The following is a 21,719-nucleotide window of genomic DNA, read 5'->3' on the forward strand; positions in this document are numbered from 1 at the left end:
TTACGTTACTTGTCGTTTGATGACAGAGAGGAAGGCTGGCGGCGAAGCAGCCAGCGGGCCCAAAAAGGGGCAACGATCATCAGCGTCACCATGCGCAATAAATGATGGAAGGCAACAAAAACGGGATCGATATCAAGCGCCACGGCCAGGATCGCCATCTCGCCGATCCCACCTGGCGCCAGCGCCAGAAGCGCCACGTCGCGCCCGACACCTAGCAATTGGTGAATCATTTCGGCAAACAGTGCCAGTACTACAAGCGCCAGCAACGTGGCTACGCCGGACTGCCATAAATAGCGCCCCAACAGCCGCCGCGTCATACCTTTAAAGCGTGAGCCTATTGCGCTGCCTAGTACCCATAGCATCAGGTTCATACCCCAATCGGGTAGCGTGAGGCTCGCTATATCAAAACCCGATAACAGCGCCGCAGCTATCAGAGGGGCCAGTAAGGCCGCGCTAGGCAGGCGCAGCCAACGCCCTAGCGGCAACAGCAGCGGAATGGTTAGCAGCATCCAGCCGTGCGCCAGGGTTGCGTGCTCAGAGCTCGCCGCCCCAGCATCGCCCTCAAAGGCCCAAAACAGCGGCGGCAAGAAAAGGATCACCAGGATAATACGCAGCGACTGGGCCACTGCGATCCGTTGGGCGTCACCGCCGCACTTGTCCCCCAGCATAATCATCGCAGTCATGGCACCAGGCGAAGCGCCAAACCAGGCGCTGACCGGATCGAACCCACAACGGCGGTACCAGGCGGCGGCCACCGCCGTCGAAGCGGCCACGCCTAACAGCAATAACGCGGCTGAAACCGGCCAGTCCAGCATTCGATGGACCAATTGCGGGGTGACTTGACTGCCCAGCACCAAGCCCATGACCGCGAGAAAAGCCTGCCGTAGTGACTCTGGCACGGCCACATTCATGCCCCGGGAAGACGCCAGCAAGTTGGCAATCATCGGGCCAAGCATCCAGGCAAGCGGTAAGCCGCTCAGTTGAAAAAGCACGCCACCCAATGCACCAACGGCTAGCGACGTCACCAGCCATTTAGCGCTCCTTGCCTTCTTAGCCCTCACCCCGATGCCCGTCACCTTGACTCCTTACCGATCATCCCTTGATGCCACCGACACAATCATTACCCTGCTAAGCAGGCAATTAGCTTACCACTGATAGCGCCGGTTTGGGGCGTGAAGACAACCTAACCATTTCGTCGTTAATTCCTATTAAAGCGCCAATATTTTGGTCAGAGGTCGTAAACCAAATTATTTCACGGCGGTATCTGCATCTTCTGGACAGCAAGCGTATAATGTTTGGCCGCCATAAGTGGCGAACTTTCTCAGGGCGGGGTGAAAGTCCCCACCGGTGGTAATGCCGCGCCAATAACATGCGGACAAGCCCACGAGCGCTCAACCGTCAGGTGTTATCTGTCGCTTGAGGTCAGCAGATTCGGTGAGATTCCGGAGCCGACGGTGATAGTCCGGATAAAAGAGAAGGTTTCCTAGTGATATGACCCGTAGCGTTCTAACGCATTCGGGTGCTGTGCTATTGGATACCTCATGCCCTGGTTCTGGTAAACAATCCCTATAGGATGACCATGAATCAGACCCAACACTCCTCATCAGTGCGCGTTGCCTTTATCGAAGCATCTTGGCATCACGATATTGTCACCCAAGCCAGAGAGGCATTCATTGCTCAACTTGCCAGCGAGCATGGTTTTTCTGCCGATCAAGTAGAGATATTCCAAGTTGCAGGAGCTTACGAAATCCCGCTTCAGGCGAAACTACTCGCCAAGACTGGCCGTTACAGCGCCATTGTGGGGGCAGGCTTTGTCATTGATGGCGGTATCTATCGGCATGAATTCGTTGCTCAAGCGGTCATTGAAGGCATGATGCAAGCGCAACTGGAAACCGAAATACCCATTCTTTCGGTTGTGCTGACGCCTCATCATTTTCATGAACACAGCACGCACCATGCTTTTTTCCATGACCATTTCCGCGCCAAAGGCAAGGAAGCTGCGGAAGCTTTAGTGGTGACCCTGCACAATCATCGCAAAATTCGTGAGCTAAGTTAGCCACGAAATAAGATGCCGAGCGGTCTCATGGCCGCTCACTTTTAAAAAGTAACGATAAAATTCACTCAAATTGCTCCAACGCCGCTTGTAATATCAACCTGTCGACCTCTTCCGCCATCGGAATGCTACTGGCAGCACCGCACTTTTGAACCGCCAGGGCAGCCGCCGCCGTTGCCCTTTGCAAGCACTGTGAGGGGTTCATGCCAGCTTGCCTGGCGGCAAGAAAGTAACCCACAAAGGTATCGCCTGCGGCCGTTGTATCTATCGCCTTTACCTTTAACGCCGCTTGATAAAGCGTCTCATCGTTGCGCTGATACCAAGCCCCTTCACTACCCAGGGTAAGAACCACTTCGGTATCGCCAAGCATTTCTTTACAACGTCTTAGCAAATCGGAAGCACACGACCCTAACGGCATTTCCAATAAGGTGGCGGCCTCTGTACGGTTAAAGAAAAGCAACTCACATTGGTCCAGAGGCAACAACGATACCCCCGACGTCATTGGCGCAGGGTTAAATATCACTTTGCAACCATGGCTCACTGCTAATGGAATAAGCTGATCAAGCCCATTACACTCGTTCTGGATAAGTATTATGTCGCCAGGCGTGGTTTGCGCAACAAGCACCTTCATGCGCTCTTGCGTAAAACCATGATTAGCACCTGAAAATAGCAGAATAGCGTTTTCACCACGTTCATCAATTTGAATAATCGCATGCCCACTCGGCTCAGCGGCCAATTCGATATCCTGCACACCAACACCCGCAGACTCCAACTCAGGTACCACCCAGGCGTCTACTGATGAAACGCGCCCCCAGTGACTTACCGCTCCCTTGGCGCGCGCTATCGCCAATGATTGATTGACTCCCTTGCCACCCAAACCAACACTGTATTCATTGCTTTCCAACGTTTCACCAGGACGAACGAAATAGGCGACACGATAGGCATGATCGATATTTATGGAACCAAAATTAAAAATCATTGGCACTTTCCCAATCAAAAAGTCAGCCAGCACCAGGGCTGACTGACTCAATAAACGGCGTACTTACTCTTCTAGAACAAAGGGCGAAGTGTAGTCATCGACATTGTCCGCGGTAATAAGAATGCAGTCATAAAGTTTCTTCTCACTATCGAGCCCCGTTTCCCCTGTATTAATATATTGGTCTGCAATATCAACAGCATCTTCGGCAAAAATGGCCACCGGCTGCAATACGGTATAGGCCATCTCACCCGAGCGAACAGCATCTACAGCATCGGGAGAACCATCAAACCCACCCACAATCACGTCATCCAACATATCTTCCTGCTTAAGTGCCGAAATGGCACCTAATGCCATTTCATCATTACCACTGATCACACCGTTGATATCCGAATTATCACGCAGCATGCTTTGCATTTTATTTCGGCCCTCTGTGCGGTCCCAGTTGGCTACGTCAGAGGCTTCACGCCGTATATCCGGATACTGGCTAAGCACGGTTTCATAACCGTTGGAGCGCGTCGCGGCATTATTATCGGAAGGCGGGCCTTGAAGTTCGATATAGCGCCCTTCACCACCTAACTGCTCTGCCCATTCCTGAGCGCCAAGTGCCGCCCCCTGGGCGTTGTTTGAGACAAGCTGTGCTTTAGCCAATCCTTTTTCATTTATTTCTGAATTAATAATAAATACTGGAATATCAGCTTCGACTGCTTTCTGAACAGCACCAACAGAGCCATCCGCATTTGCTGGGTCCAAAATTATGGCTTTCGCATTATTCGTAATAGCAGTATCAATTTGGTTACTCTCGGTATTTGTATCGCCCACATGCGAACTCAAACTGACCGAGTACCCAAGCTCTTCTGCCGTACTTTCCGCTATACCCCCTTCAGTTTTCCAATATGGGTTTGACATATCATTGACTATGATTGATATCAATCCTTTATCTTCAGCAGACAAAGAGCCACTAAAGACAAGAGAAAGCCCGGAGAGAGCTAAAAACGCGATTTTTTTTCGATTTAACTGCATGTGAAACACCTCTTAGTTATGCTTGTTTTCTTTTAAGAACCGCGCCCACTGAGGGCACATCTCTACACAAATATACTGTCAAACAGCATTTGCGTTAGAAATACCTTTATTACTGTCAGTCGCTTTTCCATCCTGTTTTGAAACTCTTTTTTTCTTATTTTTGTATTGAACGTTATTGAGCATTACCGCCAGAACAATAACGCTGCCGGTGAAGACCATCTGCCAATAAGCTGATACCCCAATAATCACCAGCCCATCCGAAAGAAAGCCAATCACAAATGCACCCAATAAGGTATTACGTATAGACCCACGCCCACCCATCAAGGAGGCTCCACCAATCACAACTGCAGCAATTGCAGTCAGTTCGTATGTCGTCCCTGCAGTGGGGCCGGCTGAGGTTAGTTGTGACGCCAACACCACTCCAGCCAAGGCAGCGCATATTCCGGAAATAATATATACCGATAGCTTAACCCGATTGACAGGCACACCCGACAACTCTGCGGCACGCGCATTACCACCTGTTGAATAGATCCAGCGCCCATAGGGCGTTCGGCTAAGTGCTATGATACAAACGAGCGCCACCACAAAAAGGATGATGACGCCCACAGGGATACCCATAAGCTTATTAAAGCCTAGCCACTCAAACCCGGTATTACCTAGCTCGGGCTCTCCATCAAGGTCATTAAATGTTAAACCATCGGTAAGTAATAAAGCAGCGCCCCGTGCCACATAAAGCATTCCTAAAGTGGCGACAAAAGCAGGGACTTTAAAATAAGCGACCAAGACGCCATTAATAGCACCTACAAAGGCTCCCAAGAGACAAGTAAGCACTACCACCACCCATACTGAGGGGAAGACAGCTAAATTCAAAAACTCAATCTCAACGCCCTCAAGCAACATTCCTGCAAACACGCCGCAAAATGCCATCGTTGAACCTACTGATAAGTCTATCCCTCCAGTAAGAATTACGAACAGCATACCAATGCCTAATAATCCGAAAACAGCGACATGCGAGGACATTGTTAAAAAATTGCCTACGGTAAAATAATTTGCAGACAACATAGAGAATACTGCAATTATGACTAATAGGGCTAAAAACGCTCTGCCTTCTAACAACAGATTAGCAACATCAATGCCCTTATTATTATGATTAGACATATAAATCACCTGTATTAATTAAATTAAGCAGCTACTGATTCACCAGAAGCAGCCATGATTTCGTCTTTGGTAACACCAGGGCCAAATTCAGCCGATACTCGCCCTTTTCGCATCACCAACACCCTATGAGGAATACTCAAACATTCACTCACTTCAGATGTCGAAAAAATAACGGCCAAACCTTGGCGGGCACCTTCACTTAGCAATTTGAAAACTTCTGCTTTGGCTCCCACATCAATACCACGGCTTGGCTCATCCAGTATAAAAACGTCCGGGTTGGTCGCTAGCATTTTACCAATAACGACTTTCTGCTGATTACCGCCCGATAATGAGCCGATATCCGCCTCTCCACCGTCTGTTTTGATATGCACTTTATCGATAGCGGAGGCAATCATTCCTTTCTCTAAACCGGAGGAAGTTATCCCTTTGCGGGTGAATGTATTGATGCTCGCTAGCGATAAATTTCGTCCTACTGACAATGTGGGCACCAACCCATCTCGCTGGCGGTCTTCGGGTACCAGTACTAGCCCTCTCTGGATTCGCTGCGCAATAGTGAAGTGCGATACATCCTTTGACTGAAGCAGGATCTCTCCCCCAGCCTGACGCACCCGCCCGGCGACACACTCCAATAGCTCCGTTCTTCCAGCGCCCATCAGTCCATAAATGCAGACGATCTCACCGGCACGCACATCAAGTGAAAAGTCGTCAACGACATAGCGACCCGCGACGTTGTCGTCACTCACGTAAAGATGTTGAATAGATAGCGCTATATCACCCTGCTCATACCCCATTGGCGGTGAGCCAAGGTCGAAGCTATCCCCCACCATATGCCTTACGATCCACTGAAGATCGACGTCCCTGCGTGGGGCATAAGCGGTCATGGCTCCATCGCGCAGCACCACGGCGTGATCCGTGATCTGAAGTGCTTCTTCCAAATGGTGAGAAATATAAACAATCGAGACCCCTCTGCTCTTGAGATCCCTGACCACCTTGAATAGCGTCTCGACTTCTGAGGCGCTCAATGCCGATGTCGGCTCGTCCATAATCAGAATACGAGAGTTTTTGGATAGCGCTCTGGCGATTTCAACGATTTGCTGTTGACCCACTCGGAGATCTTCGACGGGCGTCAGCGGGTTGATCGGTTCGCCCAACTCTTCCATCAACCGTTCAGTCTGACGCGCCTCCTCGTTATAGTCGACGCTACCTTTTCCGTTAGTAAGTTCACGCCCCATGAAAATGTTGTCGCGCACATTCAGGTTGGGTGCCAGGCTCAACTCCTGATGAATGATAGTAATACCCAGCGCTTCCGCATCTGACGGTGAGGAAAAGCGTACGCTTTCGCCTTCCAAAATAATCTCGCCTGCGGTCTGAGGAATGACGCCAGACAAAATTTTCATCAGCGTGGATTTTCCCGCCCCATTTTCACCAAAGAGTGTCGTCACTTGTCCTCGATGTATATCGAAGTTGACTTCTTTGAGGGCTTGTACGGCACCGAAACGTTTTTCGATATTGCGTGCTGAAAGAATCACTTCAAGTGAAATCGTCTCCACGCTCGGTCGTTGGTCATTGTGCATCGCCATTCCTCATTCGCTGATCGCTATACTCACGGGAGTAATTAGCCAGTTTTCAGGATTGATCATGTTAAAGGAGCCAACTACTTCCAACGTCTTGCCTGTTAAATCCTGACCATCAATCTCCGAAAGTACTTGACGCTTCATTTCTTTATTTAATGCGGCGCCTGCATCTTGATATTCAATTTGATTGGTGAAATCACTAAATTCAATTTCGCCGGTTGTATCCCGGAGTGTCGTGCCGTTAACCGCCGAACCTGCCTGGAATCGCACAACCACATCATCAGGCATATCAGCAATATCCACGGTGTAGATGCCCGATGCTTCTTCTACGACCTCTCCTGTAAATTTGACTGGTATAATATGACCGACGCCAGAAGAAACACCATATTTCTCACCTGCCTCACTTGCACTTTGAAGGGCGTCGGGAGCCAGTGTTGATGCATCGACGGCGTTAGTCTCGACATATTCTTTAATACCTGGAAAGTTATCTTTCGCAAATTGCTCTGGCGAAAAACCTATTTCACTCTCGAGTTCATCCAGGCTCAGCACCTTGGTGTCAAATGCCATTAATAAAACAAGTGCGATGGCAAAAGCAGCCGGCACGAAGACTCTTATACGTTTATTACTGGGCACCGAATTTAATGTCATCGACATAAACACTCCGGTTATCATTGTATTTATAAATAAATAGCTTTCTTCGCCTACTGATCGCCAGGTATAAGCACAACCTTTAACGCGTCAGGGTCATTGCGCATTAGATCCAGCCCTTGATGAAATTTATCCAATGGAAGCTTATGCGTAACAACGTGGTCCGTTGGAAAATCACCATTACCAATACCTTCGATCACAAGCGGATAGCAATAAGGGCCTAGATGCGCACCCAATATATCCAGCTCCTTGCGATCACTGATAATGCTCCAATCAACCGTCACAGGTTCTTTGAATACGCTGAACTCGACAAAACGGCCAAGTTTACGAATCATATAAAGACCTTGCTCTACCGACTGAACAGCGCCAGTGGCCTCAATATAGATATCGCAGCCATAGCCCTCCGTAATACTTTTCACGTAGTCAACAACATCAACTTCAGCAGGATTCAGAACGATATCAGCACCAAACTCTTTAGCAAGTTCCAACCGCTTATTGTTGAGGTCCAGGACCACTAATTTGGAAGGCCCGGACTTCTTGATTGCACCGATCATTCCTAACCCAAGAGTTCCTGCACCGGATAGCACAACGACATCGCCAAGTTCCACCTGCGCACGCTTAACGGCATGTAGTGAACAAGCATAGGGCTCAACAAGCACCGCTTTTTCCATCGGAATTTCATCAGGCAGCTTGTGGTTTATAGCCTCTTTGGGAAAGACCATATATTCAGCCATGCCTCCATTCACATTGTGCTGGAAGCCATATACATCGTGTTTCTCACACATCCAGTACTGACCACGATTGCAAAATCGGCATTCCCAGCAAGGCACAATCTGCTCAGAAATGACACGATCACCAATTTCAATACCTTTTACACCCTCTCCCAGCGCCATCACATGACCTATAAATTCATGCCCGGGAATCATTGGCGCCTTGATATACGCAGGCTGGGTCTCATCTCCCCAAAAGCTAGGCGCACCCTCGTATGCCTTTAAATCACCTGCACAGATGCCACATGCTTCGACCTTAATCAGCACTTCACCCTTTTCAGCCTTGGGCACAGCCACCTCTTCAAGGCGATAATCACCAGAAGCGTAGGCTACGACGGCTTGCATGGTCATGGGTAATTCGGTGTGATTGTTGTTATCGGCGTTACGCATTGCTCACTCCTAATGTCTCTCGTGTTGTCTTCCTATCCACGCTCGCGTTACAAAAGATCTCATAGTGTACATATGAATTAAGTACTTTCAGGATAGCTTAGTCAATCCACAATGTAAGCTTTCATTCTTATACTTTAGGCTAAAAAAATAAGTGCATGATTTTTATTTAAAAAAACTTACAATGGAAAAACCTCTCATTTTTTCAGGGGAAATAAAGATAAAATAAAATATTTTATCTGGTCACGTGACGATCAAATGTTCATTCGCTGGCAGCAACGATAAGTTGCCCGCACAATAAACTTGGCATGCCAAAGAATGGGCATGCCTGAGGAAATGATAGGTGAATCAGAGGAGTGAAAGCTGTGCTCTAGTGGCCTAGTAAGTGTTCAGCGCCCCACCACCCTGTGTGGCCTCATCAAGACGCAGGATGGTGTGCGCATTGGTCACGCTCGTCGCCAATGTATCGATAACCCCCGTCCGAAGCGCCCCCAGTATGCCGACAGCTTTAGTGTTCTCACTGGCGATAGCGATAACATCAGGAATACGCGTGAGATCCTGAATATTGAGCCCTACCACGCGCCCCTGCATCTGCGTAGCCGAGGGCTGCCCATGAATATCGATAAAGTCATAGCCCATCATGTCGCCCACTGTTCCAGAGAGCCGTGCTTCAGCAATCTCCTGGGCTGAAAACCACCCCATACGCACCATATTGCTATCTTCACTGACGTCACCGACACCAATCAATGCCGTATCCGCGCGACGGGCACGGTCTAACGTCTGCCTGACGGTGGAGTTTTCATACAGTGCGTCCCTTACCTCTCCGTTCTGCACCAGCGCAGGGGCATAGAGGGTCTCACTATCACCACCAAATCGACTCGCCAAGCGCCGACAAATATGATCGGGGTTCATATGCTCACCCGCACGTAGCGACCCCCCAATCGCGCATACAAAAGAAACCTTCAATGACTCTGCCTGAAAAACGTTATCCGCCACAGCGGCAACATTACGCCCCATGCCAACGGCGACGATCTGGCCGTCCGTCAGACTACGCGAAAGATGGTCAGCTACCAGACTCGCGACGCCCGAGCGCTGTATATCAGGGTCAGAATTATCCAGAGCAATCAGCGCTCGTTTCAGGCCAAAGCGTCGTTTTAGCTCCTGCTCAATCTCGACACTAACAGCGGGATGTAGGCGCACCCGAACATCCACAATACCTTCTGCCTGCGCTCGTTTGAGCAGTCGCCCTACTCGGACACGCGAATGGCCAAGCCGGTTAGCAATCGCTTCTTGCGTCTCCCCCTGCACATAGTAGAGAGTTGAAATCTCTGTCATTAAGTCAATATCTGCAGCGTCTTGACCATTCATCCTCAGCATCCAGGCGTTGTTGAAGAGCATCTAGGAAGGCTCAAAAACGAGACTCTAAAAACCCAAGATTGGGTCTCGCATGTGCGCGTATAATGTCAGCTTGTTTCACACTTTTTCAACACGGGGATCAAAGCCTGAATAATCAGCGCGAGCGAAACGGAGCCTGCATCAGGTGTGCCTAGACTTTTTTCAGCCAATGGGCGCGCACGCCCCACCTTCGGGAGCAGCTTTGCCGTCGCTTCAGCCGCCTCGTTGGCAGCTTGTGCCGCGGCCTCCCAGCAATCCCCCACACCCTTGCCCTTCTCAACTTCCCTGGATAAAGCATCGGCAACAGGGACCAGCACATCGACTAACGTTTTGTCACCCAGCTCAGCTTTGCCGAATGCCATCACCTGCTGACGCGCCCCCACCACGCCAGCAGCAATACGCTGACTTGAAAGCGGCCTCTCATTGCCAAGTGACTCACCAATCGCTTTTAAGATAACCCGCCAGATTGCACCGGAGGTGCCGCCCGCTTTGTCCGACCACCGCTGACCAGCCCACTGCAGCACCGTCTCAGCACCCGCTCCTCCATCAAGCGCTTGGTTAGCAGCCTCAAGCGCAGCCCTGCTGCCGCGCTGCATGCCAATACCATGATCACCATCACCCGCGACAGCATCAATTTGGCCCAACAAATCGCAATTTTCATCGACCGTCTTGTAAAGCATGGCTAGCGCTTCGACGACGCCCCGCGCTAATTTTCGCGATGCATCGCTTGCTTCAGGAATCTCATCTTGAACAACCACCTCTACCTCAGCCGGATCCAGCGCTTGCGCAGGCTCAATGCTGCCTTTTCGATAGCCTGCCGCATCCGCAGCAGCGGTCCATAGTGGCTCCATGTCTTTATCAAGCCAGAACAGCGTCAGCGACACCCCGGCCATATCAAGGCTTGTTACCAACTCCCCGACATCGGGCTCCACAACGGTTACTCCAGCCCTCTGCAACAACTCATCAACCTTACGGTAAATAACGAACAACTCTTCATACTTAACGGTACCCAAGCCATTGAGAATCGGTGCCACCCGAGCCCCTTTGATATCAATACCCTCAGGAACTTCTGCCAGCAGCCGAGTGACGAGCACCTCTGCCAACCCGTCTGCCGTAGGTATATCAGTCTCACTAATCCCAGGCTCCCCATGAATCCCCAGCCCGATAGCCATCCTGCCTTCGGGCACATGAAAGAGCGAATCGGCTGCCCCTGGTAACGTGCATCCCTCAAACGCCACCCCAAAAGAGCGCGTGCAGCGATTTGCTTCCTTTGCTACTTGAACCACGTCTCCCAGTGATAGCCCATTTTCTGCGGCAGCGGCAGCGGCCTTGAAAACGGTTAGATCGCCGGCGATGCCACGGCGCTTATCAAATTCCTCTAATGGCGCACTGGCAACATCATCGGTAACTAATACAATTTCACAGGGAATACCTTCAGCGATTAGTCGCTCACGCGCCTCACCAAAATGCAGCACATCACCCGCATAATTACCAAAGGAAAGCAGTACCCCTGCGCCGTTATTGGCCGCCTTCGCCACGGAATAAACCTGCTGGGACGAAGGCGAGCAAAACAGGTTGCCCATGACGGCTCCATGAGCCAAGCCTTGCCCAACCAATCCCGCAAACGTTGGGTAATGGCCACTCCCTCCGCCAATTACAACCGCAACCGTACCTGGCTTGCTGCGTGTGCTGCGTATTACGCCGCCCGGCACGGCCATCAGCTTATCGCGATTAGCAGCTACCAATCCTAAACGGGCCTCTTCAGGAAAATTACTCGGGTCATTAAATAGGCGTGTCATTGTTATATCCTCCAAAGCGAGGACAAACTGCGTTATCACAGCTTGCATTGTTATTAATGTGTGGTTATTGATCAGCGTCGACGAATACCAGCGACTGATGCTTACTAAGTATTCTGTCGAGATTCATACTCTGCAATCCTTGCTATTTTCAGCTCGGAGGGCCCACCAGAAAAAGCACTGCCTAGAAAGGTTGATACAATTGACTTAGCCAACTCTGGCCCGACCACCCTGGCCCCTAGCGTGACAATCTGCGCGTTATTACTAGTGCGCGCCTTTGCTGCTGAGTAAGTATCGTGCGCCTGCGCGGCCCGTATACCAGGTACTTTATTGGCGGAGATGGCCACTCCTATACCCGTCCCACACACCAATACCGCACGATCAAAATGCCCATCCTTAATGGCCGTAGCAACCTCAAAGGCAACATCGGGATACAGCACTGGCTCGGCATTAAAAGTGCCAAAATCTTCGACCTCATAGCCTAGCTCACGGATATAGCTAATGAGAATCTCTTTCAGGTCGTAAGCGGCCTCATCACCGCCAATCGCGACTTTGAGAGAAGGCGTCGCACTAGGCATTTATGATCTCCCTTTCCAGATAATAGATACACGAGCGACTCATACGATGAATATCAAGGCACAGCTACAAGTCGCCTGCTGACGACATTCAATTTATCACCAATCGTTCATTTGTAAATGATACGCTCATAAGATCACTCCACCACTTTTTATTTAAAGGCAGGCAAATAAAACAAAAAAAGACGTAAATAGCTAAATTTTAATGGAAAAATATCCGAAAACTTTAATAAACAAACAACTCTATACTTTTGTAGCATGCCGTAAAATCTCAAAAACCGCCCACATAATTTGACCATATTGCCTAAAATAGGCAATCATTTGATCACTTAACGTTCATTTTATAGGAGGCAGGCAATGTCGCTTCTGGATGGATTACGCGAACACTCACTGGTGGTGGCCGACACGGGCGACTTGGATGCCATAAAGCGCTATCAACCACAGGACGCTACCACTAACCCCTCTTTGATTCTCAAGGCTTTCGAGCTGCCTCGTTATCAAGAGATGATCGATAGAGTGCTCGCTGAATCACGTCGTGATGAGAACGACCCGAGCCGGATCATTGACCAGCTTTCAGTGGCGATCGGCGGGCAAATTGCCGACGTGATACCTGGACGAATATCAACAGAAGTCTCCGCACACCTCTCTTTTGATACCCAAGCAAGCATCCGCAAGGCCTACGAACTGATTGAGCGCTACGAAAAGCTGGGGATTAACCGCAACCGCGTGCTGATCAAGCTTGCGTCTACTTGGGAAGGGATCCGTGCGGCTGAGCAACTAGAGCGCGAGGGGATCAACTGCAACTTGACGCTCTTGTTCAGCGATGCTCAGGCGCAGGCCTGCTTTGATGCAGGGGTGTATCTGATCTCGCCCTTCGTTGGCCGCGTTAGCGATTGGTACCAAAAGTCGACAGGTAAACAGTTCACGCCAGAAGACGATCCTGGCGTGCTATTCGTAAAAGGGATTTGCGAGAGGGCTGCCGCGGGTAGTTACGACACTGTCGTTATGGGGGCAAGTTTTCGTACCACCGATCAGGTCTTGGCCCTGGCGGGCTGCCACCGCCTGACCATCTCTCCCGCACTGCTAGAGCAGCTTGATAGCATGGAGGGTGATGTCGCCTCCAAAATCCAGCAGCAGCCAGTCACTCATGAAGCATTCCCCCCGCTTTCGGAAGCTGGTTTTCGTTGGCAGCACAACCAAGATGCCATGGCCAATGAGATGTTGGCTGACGGGACCCGACGCTTCGCCAGCGACCAACAAACATTAGAGTCGCTGATTACTCAACGCTTGACTGCTCGCGCCTAACGACACGCTACTCAATATAACAACTAAGGTATTACTAATATGAATAACCGTTTTGAGCTGGCTAACGCCATTCGCGCCCTTTCCATGGATGCTGTTCAGAAGGCCAAATCAGGCCATCCTGGCGCCCCCATGGGGATGGCGGATATTGCCGAGGTGCTATGGAATGATCACCTCAAGCACAACCCCGACGACCCCAAATGGGCCGATCGCGATCGGTTCGTGCTGTCGAATGGGCACGGCTCCATGCTGCTCTACTCGCTGCTGCACCTGACCGGCTATGAACTAAGCCTGGAACAGTTGCAAAATTTTCGCCAGTTGCACTCGCCCACCGCCGGCCACCCAGAATATGGCTATGCGCCGGGTATTGAAACCACCACGGGTCCGCTGGGCCAAGGGTTCGCTAACGCCGTGGGGTTCGCGATCGCTGAGAGAACCTTGGCGGCCCAGTTTAACCGTCCCGGCCATACCATCGTGGATCACCATACGTGGTGTTTCCTGGGGGATGGCTGTTTGATGGAGGGCATCTCCCACGAAGCGGCGTCACTCGCGGGTACCCAACAGCTGGGCAAGTTGATCGCGCTGTACGATGACAACGGCATCTCTATCGATGGCGAAGTGGAAGGCTGGTTTACTGACGACACCGCCAAGCGCTTCGAAGCCTATGGCTGGCACGTAGTGCCAAAGGTTGATGGCCATAACCCCGAAGAGATTCAGGCCGCCATTGAGCTGGCCAAGAGCCACGCTGATAAGCCCAGTTTACTTATCTGTAAGACCGTGATTGGGTTTGGCGCACCCAACAAGCAAGGCAAAGAGGAAGCGCACGGGGCGCCGCTGGGTGAGGACGAAGTGGCCGCCGCACGTAAGCAGCTTGACTGGCCCCACGCGCCGTTCCACGTACCTGAGCCGATTTATTCTGCCTGGGACGCCCGCAAGGCCGGCAATGCCCGCCAGCAGGAGTGGGAAGCCCGCTTTGCCCGCTATGCTGATGCCTTCCCTACGGAAGCGCGGGAATTCACTCGCCGTATGAAGGCGCAGTTACCTGCCGAACTACCCACCGAAGCCTTAATTGAACAGGCCCAGGAGAAAGGCGATAGCATTGCGTCGCGCAAGGCCTCGTTTGAGGTACTGAATGTGATTGGTCCGCAAATGCCTGAACTGTTGGGGGGTAGTGCCGACCTGGCCCCGTCGAACCTGACGTTCTGGAAAGGCGCCAAAGCCATTACGCCCGAAGACGCCGATGGCAACTACCTGCACTACGGCGTACGCGAGTTCGGCATGGGCGCGATCATGAACGGCATCGGCCTGCACGGTGGGTTTGTGCCTTACGGGGCCACCTTCCTGATTTTCATGGAGTACATGCGTAATGCTGTACGCATGGCATCGCTGATGGGGCAGCAGGCGATTTACGTCTTCACCCATGATTCCATCGGCCTTGGCGAGGATGGCCCGACCCACCAACCGATCGAGCAACTCACCAGCCTGCGCACCACGCCTAATCTGAATACATGGCGGCCCTGCGATGCCGTGGAAACGGCCGCGTCCTGGGATGCCGCGATCAAACGTCATTCCGGCCCCACGGCGTTGGTACTTTCGCGCCAGACGCTGCCGCACCAGCCGCGTACCAAAACGCAGTTGGCGGCGATTCAGTGCGGCGGCTACGTACTCAAGGATAGTGAGGCAACGCCCGAGCTGATCCTGATTGCCACTGGATCAGAAGTCTCGCTGGCGATGGACGCCGCGGCCGAGCTCGAACAGCAAGGCAAAGCCGTCCGCGTGGTTTCTATGCCATCGGCCTACCGCTTTAATGGGCAAGATGCGGCGTATCGCGAAAGCGTGTTGCCAAGCACTGTCACCAAGCGTATCGCCATTGAAGCAGGCCATGCCGACTACTGGTACAAATACGTGGGGCTTGAGGGCCGCGTGATCGGCATGACGACGTTTGGCGAGTCAGCCCCGGCGGGCGACCTGTTCAAGCATTTTGGGTTTACCGTCGAGAACGTTGTCAAACAGGCTAATGAGCTACTCGGATAAGCCTTAAAAGCATTACAACAGATCAACCTGGCTCCTTGCGTTGCTATAAAACAAAAGGAGCCTATTGACGGGGTCAGTAAGGCTGAGGAATTTCTCCATCATCGTCGTCGTCATCGCGCATGCGCGCCTGGCGCTCGGCCTCTTCCTCTTTAGCGTCGTCGATCACTTCCATGAGTTCATCGACGTCGGCAATGTGGGTATCAAAGTCGAAGTGGCCGGTCAGTTGGCTGTCAGGGTGTAGTTCGCCGGATTCGTACAGCGCCCACATTTCCTTGCCGTACTGGGTGTCGAGAAGCGCTGGCGCGTACTTGCCAAAATAGTCGCGCATGTTATCGACATCGCGGTAAAGCATTGCCGCGGCGCTGTTGTTGCCGGCAGCGTCAACGGCCTGGGGTAAATCGATAATCACCGGGCCGGAGGCATCGACCAGCACGTTAAATTCCGACAAGTCACCGTGAATCAAACCCGCGCACAGCATACGTACCACGTCTTGGATGACTTTCGCGTAGTAGGCTTCAGCCTGCTCCGGCGTCAAGGTGACTTCGTCCAGGCGTGGGGCTACGTTTCCATCGGCGTCGGTGATCATTTCCATCAGCAGTACGCCATCGACAAAGCCGTGAGGCTCGGGTACCCGCACCCCTGCTGAGGCCAGCCGGTAGAGCGCATCGACTTCCGCATTTAGCCACGCCTGCTCCTGCTCTTTTTGACCATAGCGGGTCTTCTTGGCCATCGCTCTGGCGCGGCGAGTATTACGCTCTTTGCGCCCTTCCTGGTATTGCACCGCTTGTTTAAAGCTGCGCTGCTTGGCTTCTTTAAAGACTTTGGCGCAGCGTTCTTCATCACCGCAGCGCACCACGTAGACCTGGGCTTCCTTACCGCTCATCAATTGCATTAGCACTTCGTCGATCATGCCATCATCGACCAAGGGCTGTAATCGTTTAGGGATTTTCATGGGTCGCTGCGTTGGCTCCTTTTTAATTCACGCTTAATAGCGAATGCGACGAACGCGAAAGGCTCGCCCTTTTAATTTATCACGCTCGAGCTTTGCCTGTGCGTGCTGAACCCTATCGCTTGCCACCGCCACGTAGGCGCTGCGGGCAAGCACTTTTATCTTGCCCACCTGATCCCCGCGCAAGCCACCTTCGCTGGTCAGTGCGCCCAGAATATCGCCCGGCCGTAACTTGTCTTTCTTGCCACCTGCCAGCTGCAGGGTGGCCATGGGCGGCTCAAACGGTGTGGTATTGGATGCCTTGGGCAGTGGCTCAGTAGCCAGCGATGCCCCCAACACGTCGGCTAAACGTTCCAGGCGATAGGCTTCCTGGGGCGTCACCAGGGTGCAGGCAATGCCGCTCGCCCCAGCTCGCCCGGTGCGGCCAACACGGTGAACGTGAACATCCAGCTCACGGGCAATTTGGTAGTTGAAGACGGCATCCAACTGGGCAATATCCAGCCCCCGGGCCGCTACGTCAGTGGCCACTAAAATAGACGCGCTTTGGTTGGCAAACAGCACCAGAATGCGGTCGCGGTCTTTCTGCTCTAAACCGCCGTGGAGCGCCACGGCGCTAAAGCCGGCGTCGACCAGTTGGTCCGCCACCGCCTGGGTTTCCCGCTTGGTATTGCAAAACACCACGCTGGTGGTTGGCCGGTTTACTAACAGCAACTGTTGAAGTGCGGCAAAACGGGCGGCTTCGTTGGCAACCGTATAAAAATGCTGGTCGATGGTGGTGGCATCGTGGGTTTCGGCCACTTTGACCGTCACCGGGTCGTGCATCACACCGCGCGTCATCGCCGCCAGGCCGCCCGACGCCTGCTCATCGGGGAAGGTTGCGCTAAAAAGCAGCGTTTGGCGGTCGGCCGGGGTGTCGGCAATAATGGCGTCAATGGTGTCCTGAAAGCCCATATCCAGCATACGGTCGGCTTCATCCAGCACCAGGGTAGCCAGAGAACCCAGCGTCAGCGAGCCTTTGCGCAGATGCTCTTCAATGCGTCCCGGCGTGCCCACTACAAGATGCGCGCCGTGATCCAATGATGAAAGCTGTGGACCCAGCGGTGCGCCACCGCATAACGTGAGGATTTTTACGTTTGGCATCCCCCGGGCCAAGCGGCGTAACTCCTCAGCCACTTGGTCGGCCAACTCCCGCGTGGGGCACAGCACCAGCCCCTGAACCGCATAGGCGTCAACGCGCAATCCGGCCAGCAACGCCAGACCAAAGGCGGCTGTTTTACCCGAACCGGTTTTGGCTTGGGCCATCACATCACGGCCTGCCAACATGGGTGGGAGGCTTTGCGCCTGAACCGGCGTCATGTGGTGATAACCAAGGGAGTCGAGATTACTGGCAAGTGCGCTCGGCAACGCCAGTGAAGCAAAAGAAGTGTCTGACACAGAAAATTCCTGAAGGGGCGAAAATACTCAGCTAAGCATGAGCGGCCTTAATAACTCGCACCATACCAGAAAGCACCCCATCACGCGCTGTTGTCAAACCGCAATAGGTGCTAGTTGCGCCTGGCTAAGTGACAGCAGATCTTGGGGCGATAGTTCAATTTCAAGACCTCGCCGACCTGCGCTGACATACAGCGTAGCAAAGCCTTCGGCAGAGGCATCCAGAAAAGTGGCTAAACGCTTTTTTTGGCCCAGCGGGCTGACTCCGCCCAGTACATATCCCGTGGCACGCTCCACCTCGTCAGGATCAGCCATGGCAGCTTTTTTAGCCCCCGCCGCCTTGGCGATCTTTTTTAAGTTTAGCTGCCCTGTAACCGGCACAATGCCTACCGCCAGTTGCTTGCCATCTAACGTCACGACTAGGGTTTTAAATACTTGCGCGGCGGCAACACCCAGCTTTTCAGCCGCCTCCAGACCGTAGGACTCGGCCGATGTATCGTGTTGATATTCATGGACCTGAAACCCAATGCCTGCATGTTTTGCACTATTAATCGCTGGTGTCATGGAGCAGTCTCTGGGTAAAGCCGATCAAGTGGAAAGCCATTGGCTGGCTGCTAAGCTTAATAGCGCGATAGACCAAAGGAAGTCAACCGACAGGAGTCATATATGCCAGCCAAGTCAAAAGCACAGCAAAAAGCCGCCGGTGCCGCACTCTCCGCCAAACGCGGTGAAACCAAGCCCAGCGAACTCGTCGGCGCCTCCAAGGATATGTACGACTCCATGGACGAGGACGAGCTGGAGGAGATGGCCGGCACAACGCGTAAGGGCAAGCCGTCAAAGAAAGACAGTTAATCACTCTTATCAAACAACAGCGCCAGCATATCGAAGCTGGCGTTGTTGGGTATTGCCTAGCGAGCGGCTACCGTTGGCAAGGCACTACCTTACACAGGGTATCTTTTGCCCAAATCGTTTGGCCATCAAAGGTACTCGCGCAGCGTTGAAATAGATTTAGTGGAAAAAATCACCAAAGCCTTCCACGCTATTAAAAAGCGCTAAATAAGGAGGTACCAGGACACGCCATCTTAACGACACAGGCAAGTGTCATTAGGGCGTAAGACGCACCTGCCAGTGTCGATGTTGCCGTCAACCACGGAGTGAATGCCACGATGGTACGACTCGATAAGAAAGCAACCAGGCTTTACGTGCTGGACACCAATGTCCTGATTCATGACCCCGCCGCGCTCTACCACTTTGATGAGCACGATGTCGTTATCCCCATGACCGTACTGGAGGAGCTGGACAAGCACAAAAACGGTATTCGCGAAATCGCCCGCACGGCCCGCCAGATCAGCCGTACACTCTCGGATTTAACCAGCCAGGTAACGTTCGACGAAATTCAGCAAGGCATCCCGATCCCGCGCATTACCGGAGAATCCGGCCGCCTACACTTTCTTTGCTATAACGACCTTCAGTCCTTTAGCTCTCTGGAAGACAGCCCTGACAACCGCATTCTGGCGGAAACCTGCCGACTTCGCGACGAACGTCCCGATGCGTCGGTCATTCTGATTACCAAAGATATCAACCTGCGCGTAAAGGCGGCGGCGCTAAAGGTTCCCGTCGAGGATTACCTGAATGACCGGGCGTTTGACGATAGCGACGCCATGATTGAAGGCGCCCAAGTCTACACCTCGGCAGGCCAACACGGCGCTTCGCTTTGGGAAGCACTGAATGTGGACGTGACCGTCGAGCGAATCGACCATCACACTTTTTATCAACTGAGTGGCGACATGCCGCGGCACTGGCATGTGGGCATGCTGGTATCGGATAGCGAAAACGGCGCCGAGTTTGAGGCCATTATCCGCGAACTCTCGCCGTCATCGGCACGCCTACAGCTGCTGACTAACTATCGCCACCATGCGGGTGTCTGGGGGGTTCATGCCCACGACAGCCGGCAAAACTTCACCCTTAACCTACTGATGGATCCAGAGATAGACCTCGTCACCATCGCGGGTAACGCGGGAACCGGCAAAACCTTTATGACGCTGGCTGCCGCTTTTCAGCAAACCCTCGACCAAAAGCAGTTCGAACGTATTGTGTTCACCCGCGCGCCTATTCCCATGGGCGAAGATATCGGCTTTCTACCCGGCACCGAGGAGGAAAAAATGTCGCCGTGGATGGGCGCTTTCCACGACAACATGGACAACCTGCTGCGCAATGAAGAAGGCGAGTCCACCTGGGATAACGGCGCCACACGGCAGCTGATTGGTTCGCGGGTACAGATCCGCGCGCCCAGCTTCATGCGCGGGCGCACCCTCAACGATACCTTCCTGATCATTGACGAGGCACAGAACTTCACCCCCAAACAGCTTAAATCCCTGGTCACCCGGGCCGGGCGTAATACCAAGATCGTCTGCCTGGGCAACGTCGGACAAATCGACACGCCCTACCTGACCGCCAACACCTGCGGCATGGCCGCTGTGGTGGAGAAGTTCCGCGACTGGCCACATGCTGGGCATATCACGCTGAAAAGCGTCGAGCGTTCGCGTCTGGCATTGGCCGCCGAAGAGCTTCTTTAACCCCCTCACTTCCAGCCTGCCTCCCGCCCAACGGCGGGGGCAGCCCTTTAGTCACGGCGAGGCTCGTCTGACGGGGGCAAGGTATCATCCTGCTCGTGCCAGGGATGCTGACGGCCCAGGGTGTCGGCGGCATAGGCTTCGCGCTGACCCAACGGGCGGTCCTCTCCCACCGTAGTGTCTTGGCGCGTCTGTCGCTCCAGTTCGCAGTTAATCTCTGCGCCCAGCAACACCACAAACGCCGACAGCAAAAACCAAAACATTAACACCACCACGGCGCCTAAGGAGCCGTACAGCTCGCTAAAGTTGGAAAAATAGCGTACGTATAGTGATAACCCACCCGAGCCCAGTAACCAAAAAAGCGTGGCTACCATCGTACCGACGCTTAGCCACTCCCATTTGGCCGAGCGCCGATAGGGAGCAAAGCGGTAAAGCAGCGCTATCACAGCACTCATCATCACCAACAGCGCAGGCCAGCGCATAAAATCGATCACCCGATCAAAGGGCGAAACGACAGCCAATGCATCCACCAGCATCGGCACTAGTGCAATAAACCCCAGGCTTAGCAGGGTCATGATGATCAGGCCAAGGGTCATCGTCGTGACGAGCACGGCTAACTGCCAAACGTTGCGCCGCTCACGCTCGCCGTAAACCACGTTGAGCCCCACAATCAGGCCACTGACGCCTTTGGAGGCAATAAACATGGCCACTAGCAAACCCACTAAGGCGCCGATTTCATTGCTGGAATCAACGCTATCCACCACGTCCTGAGCCTGCTCGTCGATGAGCTTGGCGGCTTCAGGTGGCATCAATCGGATAAGGCTATAGAGCTGCTGACTGGCTTCGTAGGGATCAAAAAATAGTCCCCAAATGGAGATCACCGCCGCAATGGTAGGAAACAACGCCAGCAAGGCATAGAAGGCAACACCTGCCGCCAATAACATAATACGGTCACGGCGGGCCGACCGCACAACGCGCCAGACAATATCGTGCCATCCCGTTTTGGGGATTTCATGGGGGAGCTCGGCTTGGCGGCCACGTGTGAGTTTACTCATCGTACTGTCCTTGCAGTCGT

The 21,719-nt window shown here is 52.8% G+C and carries 19 protein-coding genes and 1 riboswitch; of the genes, 5 read left to right on the top strand and 14 right to left on the bottom strand.

The features are described 5' to 3' along the window. Positions 1–5 precede the first annotated feature (5 nt). Positions 6–1,028, bottom strand: a complete 1,023-nt coding sequence (locus GA0071314_RS13775; protein ID WP_442905976.1) for an AbrB family transcriptional regulator — start codon at positions 1,026–1,028, stop codon at positions 6–8. A gap of 285 nt (positions 1,029–1,313) precedes the next feature. After that, positions 1,314–1,482: riboswitch (FMN riboswitch) on the top strand. 97 nt (positions 1,483–1,579) lie between these two features. Here GA0071314_RS13775 and GA0071314_RS13780 point away from each other — a divergent pair. Beyond that, entirely contained in the window at positions 1,580–2,056 is a 477-nt protein-coding gene (locus GA0071314_RS13780) for a 6,7-dimethyl-8-ribityllumazine synthase (RefSeq protein WP_074397185.1), read from the top strand. Positions 2,057–2,117: 61 nt separating this feature from the next. Here GA0071314_RS13780 and GA0071314_RS13785 read toward each other — a convergent pair whose 3' ends face one another. From GA0071314_RS13785 to GA0071314_RS13825, 9 genes are all read right to left on the bottom strand, one after another. Further along, the gene (locus GA0071314_RS13785; RefSeq protein ID WP_074397186.1) at positions 2,118–3,032 is read right to left on the bottom strand and encodes a ribokinase; all 915 of its coding nucleotides are present in this window, start codon (positions 3,030–3,032) and stop codon (positions 2,118–2,120) included. Between the two features lie 63 nt (positions 3,033–3,095). After that, positions 3,096–4,052 (bottom strand): D-ribose ABC transporter substrate-binding protein, encoded by a 957-nt coding sequence (locus GA0071314_RS13790; RefSeq protein ID WP_074397187.1) that lies wholly within the window; start codon positions 4,050–4,052, stop codon positions 3,096–3,098. Positions 4,053–4,130: 78 nt separating this feature from the next. Continuing rightward, on the bottom strand, positions 4,131–5,210 hold the full coding sequence (locus GA0071314_RS13795) for an ABC transporter permease (RefSeq protein ID WP_074397188.1): 1,080 nt from the start codon (positions 5,208–5,210) through the stop codon (positions 4,131–4,133). Between the two features lie 23 nt (positions 5,211–5,233). Continuing rightward, complete coding sequence (locus tag GA0071314_RS13800) at positions 5,234–6,784, bottom strand: sugar ABC transporter ATP-binding protein (RefSeq protein WP_074397189.1); 1,551 nt, start codon at positions 6,782–6,784, stop codon at positions 5,234–5,236. 9 nt (positions 6,785–6,793) lie between these two features. Beyond that, positions 6,794–7,438: a DUF2291 family protein gene (locus GA0071314_RS13805; protein WP_231896456.1), complete on the bottom strand. Its 645-nt coding sequence runs from the start codon at positions 7,436–7,438 to the stop codon at positions 6,794–6,796. 47 nt (positions 7,439–7,485) lie between these two features. Then, a complete protein-coding gene (locus GA0071314_RS13810; protein WP_074397191.1) occupies positions 7,486–8,592 on the bottom strand; it encodes an MDR/zinc-dependent alcohol dehydrogenase-like family protein in 1,107 nt (368 codons plus the stop codon). A gap of 375 nt (positions 8,593–8,967) precedes the next feature. After that, a complete protein-coding gene (locus tag GA0071314_RS13815; protein WP_231896457.1) occupies positions 8,968–9,957 on the bottom strand; it encodes a sugar-binding transcriptional regulator in 990 nt (329 codons plus the stop codon). A gap of 95 nt (positions 9,958–10,052) precedes the next feature. Then, positions 10,053–11,783, bottom strand: coding sequence for a dihydroxyacetone kinase family protein (locus tag GA0071314_RS13820; protein WP_074397192.1), 1,731 nt, complete (start codon positions 11,781–11,783; stop codon positions 10,053–10,055). 104 nt (positions 11,784–11,887) lie between these two features. Beyond that, on the bottom strand, positions 11,888–12,358 hold the full coding sequence (locus GA0071314_RS13825; RefSeq protein ID WP_074397193.1) for an RpiB/LacA/LacB family sugar-phosphate isomerase: 471 nt from the start codon (positions 12,356–12,358) through the stop codon (positions 11,888–11,890). Between the two features lie 354 nt (positions 12,359–12,712). On the opposite strand from GA0071314_RS13825, the gene tal reads away from it, so the two are divergent. After that, entirely contained in the window at positions 12,713–13,660 is a 948-nt protein-coding gene (tal, locus tag GA0071314_RS13830; RefSeq protein WP_074397194.1) for a transaldolase, read from the top strand. A gap of 39 nt (positions 13,661–13,699) precedes the next feature. Further along, positions 13,700–15,691, top strand: coding sequence for a transketolase (tkt, locus tag GA0071314_RS13835; protein ID WP_074397195.1), 1,992 nt, complete (start codon positions 13,700–13,702; stop codon positions 15,689–15,691). 73 nt (positions 15,692–15,764) lie between these two features. Here the strand turns inward: tkt and GA0071314_RS13840 are convergent, their stop codons facing one another. The 3 genes from GA0071314_RS13840 to ybaK form a co-directional block, all read right to left on the bottom strand. Continuing rightward, positions 15,765–16,643 carry a PA4780 family RIO1-like protein kinase gene (locus GA0071314_RS13840; RefSeq protein WP_074397196.1) on the bottom strand — a complete coding sequence of 293 codons (879 nt, stop codon included), beginning with the start codon at positions 16,641–16,643 and terminating at the stop codon, positions 15,765–15,767. 33 nt (positions 16,644–16,676) lie between these two features. After that, positions 16,677–18,074, bottom strand: a complete 1,398-nt coding sequence (dbpA, locus tag GA0071314_RS13845) for an ATP-dependent RNA helicase DbpA (protein WP_074397197.1) — start codon at positions 18,072–18,074, stop codon at positions 16,677–16,679. 93 nt (positions 18,075–18,167) lie between these two features. Then, positions 18,168–18,635, bottom strand: coding sequence for a Cys-tRNA(Pro) deacylase (gene ybaK / locus GA0071314_RS13850; RefSeq protein WP_074397198.1), 468 nt, complete (start codon positions 18,633–18,635; stop codon positions 18,168–18,170). A 102-nt stretch (positions 18,636–18,737) separates the two neighbouring features. On the opposite strand from ybaK, the gene GA0071314_RS13855 reads away from it, so the two are divergent. Continuing rightward, the gene (locus GA0071314_RS13855) at positions 18,738–18,923 is read left to right on the top strand and encodes a DUF3008 family protein (RefSeq protein WP_074397199.1); all 186 of its coding nucleotides are present in this window, start codon (positions 18,738–18,740) and stop codon (positions 18,921–18,923) included. 314 nt (positions 18,924–19,237) lie between these two features. Beyond that, positions 19,238–20,647: a PhoH family protein gene (locus GA0071314_RS13860; protein WP_074397200.1), complete on the top strand. Its 1,410-nt coding sequence runs from the start codon at positions 19,238–19,240 to the stop codon at positions 20,645–20,647. A gap of 47 nt (positions 20,648–20,694) precedes the next feature. On the opposite strand, the gene GA0071314_RS13865 is transcribed toward GA0071314_RS13860, so the two are convergent. Next, on the bottom strand, positions 20,695–21,699 hold the full coding sequence (locus GA0071314_RS13865) for a YihY/virulence factor BrkB family protein (protein WP_074397201.1): 1,005 nt from the start codon (positions 21,697–21,699) through the stop codon (positions 20,695–20,697). Positions 21,700–21,719: the final 20 nt, after the last annotated feature.

The organism is Halomonas sp. HL-93 (assembly GCF_900086985.1).
Taxonomy (GTDB): domain Bacteria; phylum Pseudomonadota; class Gammaproteobacteria; order Pseudomonadales; family Halomonadaceae; genus Vreelandella.